This window comes from Spirosoma sp., assembly GCF_048594605.1.
Classification (GTDB): domain Bacteria; phylum Bacteroidota; class Bacteroidia; order Cytophagales; family Spirosomataceae; genus Spirosoma.
Map to the genome: position 1 here is coordinate 1 of NZ_JBMDWV010000212.1, position 5,614 is coordinate 5,614.

General features: G+C 46.3%; 6 protein-coding genes. 3 read left to right on the forward strand and 3 right to left on the reverse strand.

The window, feature by feature from the left end:
• Together kdpA and ACOJS8_RS13210 are read right to left on the reverse strand one after the other, a co-directional pair.
• A partial coding sequence (gene kdpA / locus ACOJS8_RS13205; protein ID WP_420149010.1) for a potassium-transporting ATPase subunit KdpA occupies positions 1-1,485 on the reverse strand: 1,485 nt, incomplete at its 3' end.
• 19 nt (positions 1,486-1,504) lie between these two features.
• Positions 1,505-1,585 carry a potassium-transporting ATPase subunit F gene (locus ACOJS8_RS13210; protein ID WP_080054258.1) on the reverse strand — a complete coding sequence of 27 codons (81 nt, stop codon included), beginning with the start codon at positions 1,583-1,585 and terminating at the stop codon, positions 1,505-1,507.
• Between the two features lie 757 nt (positions 1,586-2,342).
• On the opposite strand from ACOJS8_RS13210, the gene ACOJS8_RS13215 reads away from it, so the two are divergent.
• From ACOJS8_RS13215 to ACOJS8_RS13225, 3 genes are all read left to right on the forward strand, one after another.
• The gene (locus ACOJS8_RS13215; protein ID WP_420149011.1) at positions 2,343-2,894 is read left to right on the forward strand and encodes a hypothetical protein; all 552 of its coding nucleotides are present in this window, start codon (positions 2,343-2,345) and stop codon (positions 2,892-2,894) included.
• 1,098 nt (positions 2,895-3,992) lie between these two features.
• Positions 3,993-4,313, forward strand: coding sequence for an ArsR/SmtB family transcription factor (locus ACOJS8_RS13220; protein ID WP_420149012.1), 321 nt, complete (start codon positions 3,993-3,995; stop codon positions 4,311-4,313).
• Positions 4,310-5,275 (forward strand): SRPBCC domain-containing protein, encoded by a 966-nt coding sequence (locus ACOJS8_RS13225; protein ID WP_420149013.1) that lies wholly within the window; start codon positions 4,310-4,312, stop codon positions 5,273-5,275. Before ACOJS8_RS13220 ends, ACOJS8_RS13225 begins: the two co-directional genes overlap by 4 nt.
• 9 nt (positions 5,276-5,284) lie before the next feature.
• Here the strand turns inward: ACOJS8_RS13225 and ACOJS8_RS13230 are convergent.
• On the reverse strand, positions 5,285-5,614 hold a 330-nt coding region (locus ACOJS8_RS13230; RefSeq protein WP_420149014.1), incomplete at its 5' end, for an MlrC C-terminal domain-containing protein.

The following is a 5,614-nucleotide window of genomic DNA, read 5'->3' on the forward strand; positions in this document are numbered from 1 at the left end:
ATAGTTCCAGAAGAAGTTATTATCGCCCAGACCCTCAAAGCCTGAACCATTGTTAGCATTGGCTGAGGTCATTTCGTAAAGCATTTCTGTAAAGCCGTGGAAACCGGGATTATTCAGCCAGGCGGAAGGTTTTACCGCCCAGGCAGCATCGCCGTGCTGCATAAAAATCCAGGCCGCCAGCGCCGTGCCTCCTTTTACCAGAAACGCACTCAGCAGGGCGACAATCGAAGCAATCTTAATTTCCCGGGCTTCGACTTTCCGGCCGAACAGTTCGGGCGTTCGGCCCACCATCAAACCTGAAATGAAGACGGCAATAATCAGGAAGAAATAGAAGTTAAGAAGACCAGCACCAACACCTCCATAGAAGGCATTGACCATCATGCCCAGCAGTTCCAGGGCGCCAGAAAGGGCCATCGAGGAGTCGTGCATGGAGTTGACCGAACCCGTTGAGATAATTGTCGTTGCAATGCTCCAGTAGGCCGAAGCGAGCGGACCAAACCGAACCTCTTTGCCTTCCATGGCACCCGTTGGCTGGCTTACACCCAACTGGGCGATGGCAGGGCTACCCCCCAATTCGCTGAAAAGAGTTGGAATAACCAAAAGGAGGAAACCGATGGTCATTACGCCGTAAATCATCCAGGCAAATCGCTTCCGATTGATGAAGAACCCTAGCGCGAAGATCATCGCAATTGGAATGATCATCTGAGCGACCATTTCAACCATATTAGTCAGGTAGTTAGGGTTCTCCAGCGGATGCGCCGAGTTCGCGCCAAACCAGCCCCCCCCATTGGTGCCCAGGTGTTTAATGGCAATCATACCCGCTGCCGGCCCTCGTGATACGCCTACTGTATCGCCTTGCATCGAAATGATCGTATCCTTTCCGTCGAAACTAGCTGGGGTTCCATTGAAGGCCAGAAGTAAAGCGATAACGAGTGAACCCGGCAACAACAAGCGGGTAATTGTCTTGGTAAAAAGCACATAGAAATTGCCAACCGTTTCAGTCATCTGCGGTATGAACGAACGGAACAGGAGCACCGCTGCCGCTATACCCGTTGCGGCAGAGACGAACATCAGAAACATCATGACGGCCAACTGCGTCAGATACGTAGCACCTGATTCGCCCGAGTAATGTTGCAGGTCGCAGTTGACCATAAAACTAATGGCCGTATTAAACGCCAGATCGGGCGTTTGCGAGGCATTCCCGTCTGGGTTTAGCGGCAAGCTACCCTGAAACAGGAGCAGTACGAATGCCAGCACGAACCAAACCAGGTTGATGGTCAGCAGCGCCACCAGATTTTGTTTCCAGGTGAGGTCAGCGGTTGGTTCAACGCCCCCCAGTCGGTAAATGAGCCGCTCCAGCGGCTTCATGAAATCGAACGCGTTTGGTTCATCTTTAAATACTTTGGCCAGATACTTGCCTAGCGGAATTGCCAGCAGGACCGTCAGTCCATACATGACCAGAACGCCCATCCATTCGGTTGTCATTGTTTGAGTAAAAAATAGGTTAAAACTTTTCTGGTTTAATCAGTACGTACAGCATGTAGGCGAAAACCAGTAACGCGATAATAAAAACGAGAGTAATCATGGTCAGTCGTGTTAAAATCAGATGCGTTCGAACCACTCGATGGCTTTATAGAAAATTACGAAGCAACCAAGTGCTGAACCGATCAGAAGCAGAAGCGTACCCATAGTGTGCGAGTATTACTGTTTTAGTTTCTCACACTATGCCAAAAAGTTGTCCAAACTTGACTGAACTAACGTATCTCTTGTTAAGCATCTGATTATAAGCGAGCTACGTAGTGGCCTGTCTAAGGCTATAAAAGATGGGAGACAAAAACCTTATCAAAATGAAAAGGTTGATTTTCATTTTGATAAGGTGGAACGGAGTTGGTAACCGTCGTGATCAAATAAATCAGCGGAATACTCGCCGGGCAATCAGATAACTCGATGATGTAGTGCCTGGAATAAGGACGATCCACGGCTTTGGGGTTAGTAGGCATGCCAGGGCGATTTGACCGGAAACGACACCTTTCTAGCCACAATTCATTCCTTGCCACCGATGGTAGCATCTATCAGATTACGAAACGCGGTTCGAAAGGTTTGCACGTTCTGCGGATTACCAGAACAATGAATACGATAACACGTATTTTTTAGTCTCGATGCAGTTCTGGACGTAAAAAATGTGTATAAATCTTGCTGGAAAATAGGAAAATATTCGTGCAATGACCTGCCCCGTTTTTGTAGGGTATAACTATTTTTGTTCTTAAATAAGAAGTTCCGAAGGTTGATCATTTTATGGGTATTTATGCTTAAATTGTAAACAAAAAATTTACAACCAGGCCATGCCAGTAAATTCATCCACACTAAATAAGGTTGTTGCTAAATTTAAAAATGACCTTAAATACCGCCAAACGTATCGGAATCCGCAAAAAAACGCTGGCTTACTAAGTCGGAAAGTGGAAACAATATCCGAAGAAAGGCCAGTTACCCAGCCATCCTTTGTGGTAGCCGTAGACTTCGACGGTACTTGTGTTACCCACGAATTTCCTAAAGTTGGTAAAGACTGTCCGCATGCTGTAGACGTACTAAAAGAGATGGTAGCGGCTGGGGCGGGCATTGTGTTGTTCACCATGCGGCATGGTCAATATTTAGATCAGGCGGTTAGCTGGTTTGCCGAACGTGACATACCTCTTTATGGAGTTCAGACCAACCCAACCCAGGCTCGTTGGACAGGTAGCAATAAATGCTACGCTAACGTCTATATTGATGACGCTGCCCTGGGGTGTCCATTAACCCAGGATGAGTCAATCAGCAAGCGTCCGTTTGTCGATTGGCTGGAAGTTGATAAGCTGCTTCGGAAACACGATTGGTTTATGGAGTCGATCGTTAGCTAGTGAATTATCGGTTAAGGTTGGCAATTCCGATATAGAATTCATTAGGTTAGAAAGGAGGGGAGGTATAAGCGATCTCCTTAATGTATTGATAGCGTGCTGCTAATAAAAAAGCAACTCGCCTTTTCTCTGGCAAGTTGCTTTCCTGACTACAAACTCAATAATAAAAAACGTAGTTTTTTACCCTGCTCTGTTACGGTGGGTAGAACAAATCTACGGGCTCGTTACGGCATTTAGCTTTCTTTTCGATGAACAGTCGGATTTAGCCGATGTTTGGCAGATTATGCCTCTCATTAGGTGTCTTGCTGGATTTATCGCTCGACTATTGAGCAGGCTGGATGGTATAGCTTGCTGACTGTCTTCCGTTTCGGGCTACTTGATTATTCCTTCTGTGGAGGTTCGCAGTAGCCCAGATAACAGCAATCTCATACCCTGCGTAACGAAAAGGATAAAGCGGTGCTGTCCTTTACATCATACAGAATATGAGATTGGTGTTAATTCAGCAACAAACTTTGTCTACAGTTTGTTACCAATCCAGAAAGCAGGAAACTGCTTTCATTAGCTAATGTAGACATGGTCTATATTGGCTAATATGGTGTGGATAGAATCGGAAAGCCTGGTTGTTATGCGACCTGGCTTTCTTGTTTTACTACGTGCCGGCACGTAGTAAGTGCCATGATTATTTGATGCGTTGTATGGATAGTATTTTTTGTTCAGTCTGTCATATCCCTTTGTCATACTATACCTGATGGGTAGAATCGCAAACAAAATGGATCGTGTAAGTACTAAACCATCTTTAAGGCCTAGTCTAGGCTGCTTAAGTGTGAAACTATAGACTTTAAAAGTCCATAAAAGACACTATTTTTTCTATTTATTAACTAAACGGTAGTTTTATGCCGTAAAATAGGTGACTAACGTATCGTTAATATAGGTTAGCAGATACATTATAGGCGAAGCTGATAAATGGTTCAGCAACTTCATGCCCACTAAATCCACGTCTATCTTCTATCAGTAACAGCTTAACTTATATTGGCACAGTTGCGCAACCGAATAGTTGCGCGTATATTTGCAACTCAATGGTTGCAAATAATCTGTGCTTTTATGAAACGGGACGTTTTTCAGGCGATAGCCGACCCTACAAGACGAGCTATTCTGGTTTTAATCGCAGTGCAGGCGATGACGCCCAATGCAATTGCGGAGCATTTCACGACAAGCCGTCAGGCAATTTCGAAACACATCCATGTGCTGCTTGAATCAGAACTTCTGACGCAGCATCAGCAGGGCAGGGAAATTTATTACCACGTAAATCCCGACAAAATGCAGCAGGTTGAAATCTGGCTTAAGCAATTCAGAGACCTGGTAGAAAAACGCTTTAATCAATTAGACGACGTATTAGCTAAACTCAAAACAGAACAGAAATGAACAAGGCCATTCTAATGAACTTTGTGGTTGATAAGGAAAACAAACGGATCAACGTAGCACGCGAATTTGATGCTCCGCTCCCGATGGTGTGGTCGGCCTGGACACAGAGCGAACTGCTCGATCAGTGGTGGGCGCCAAAACCCTGGCAGGCACGAACCAAATCAATGGATTTCAGACCCGGAGGATCGTGGCTCTACGAAATGGTTGGCCCAAATGGAGAAGAACATTGGTCAAAAGCTGATTATAAAACGATTGAGCCACTGAAAAGCTTCTCGGCACTAGATGGGTTTTGCGACGAAAACGGAACCCTCAACACAAGTCTACCCCGCACGTTGTGGCAGAACACCTTTACCGAAAAGGGTGATACGACCCTCGTCGATATCGTCATTACGTACGACAAACTCGCCGATTTGGAACAGACTGTTGCTATGGGCTTCAAAGAAGGGTTTACGGCCGGACTGGAAAATCTGGATCTGTACCTGAGCGCTCAATTTGATTTGCGGAAACAGAACAAAACCAGCAATCGGGCACGTGTCACTACGTATCTGAACTTTCCCGGGAAAACGGAAGAAGCATTCAGCTTTTATAAAACCGTTTTCAAGGGCGAATTTACGGGCCGGGGACTTCAGCGCTTTGGCGATATTGCTGCGCCCGATGGAGCGCCTGCGATGAGCGAAGCGGACAAAAAACTCATTATTCATATCGAACTTACCATCATGGGCGGACACGTACTGATGGCAACGGATGCGCCCGAAAGCATGGGCTTTACGCTAACGTATGGCAACAACATGCATATCAATCTGGAGCCCCAAACCCGCGAAGAAACCGATCGGCTTTTCAATGAACTCTCCGAAGGAGGCACCGTATCGATGCCTTTGCAGGACATGTTCTGGGGTGCCTACTACGGTTCGCTTCAGGACAAATACGGAATCAACTGGATGTTACATTACCAGCCTGCTTAGTAAGCGATTTCATTTTACCGTACCTGATAGCGGCACTAGCTTGGCCGAAAGATCCGGCGTCTTCATGTCCTTGTCGAAGGGAAACATGGGGCGCTGGATGCGTTTATAGGGTAGGCGAAATAAATCCTGATCGACGCCCCCCGGAGTAAGCGCCATGATCCAGTCCTTCTGCATTTCGTATAATTCAGGCTGGAGATAGCCGATTTTAACTACCACAATATCTGCCGTCCGGCCGTTGAGTCCTAACCGTTTGAAGTCTTTTTCGTCGTGATACGGCTTGCGTTTCTGCGTAACGATAACGTTTACACTGCCCACTTTCACAACAACCTCTACTTCAGC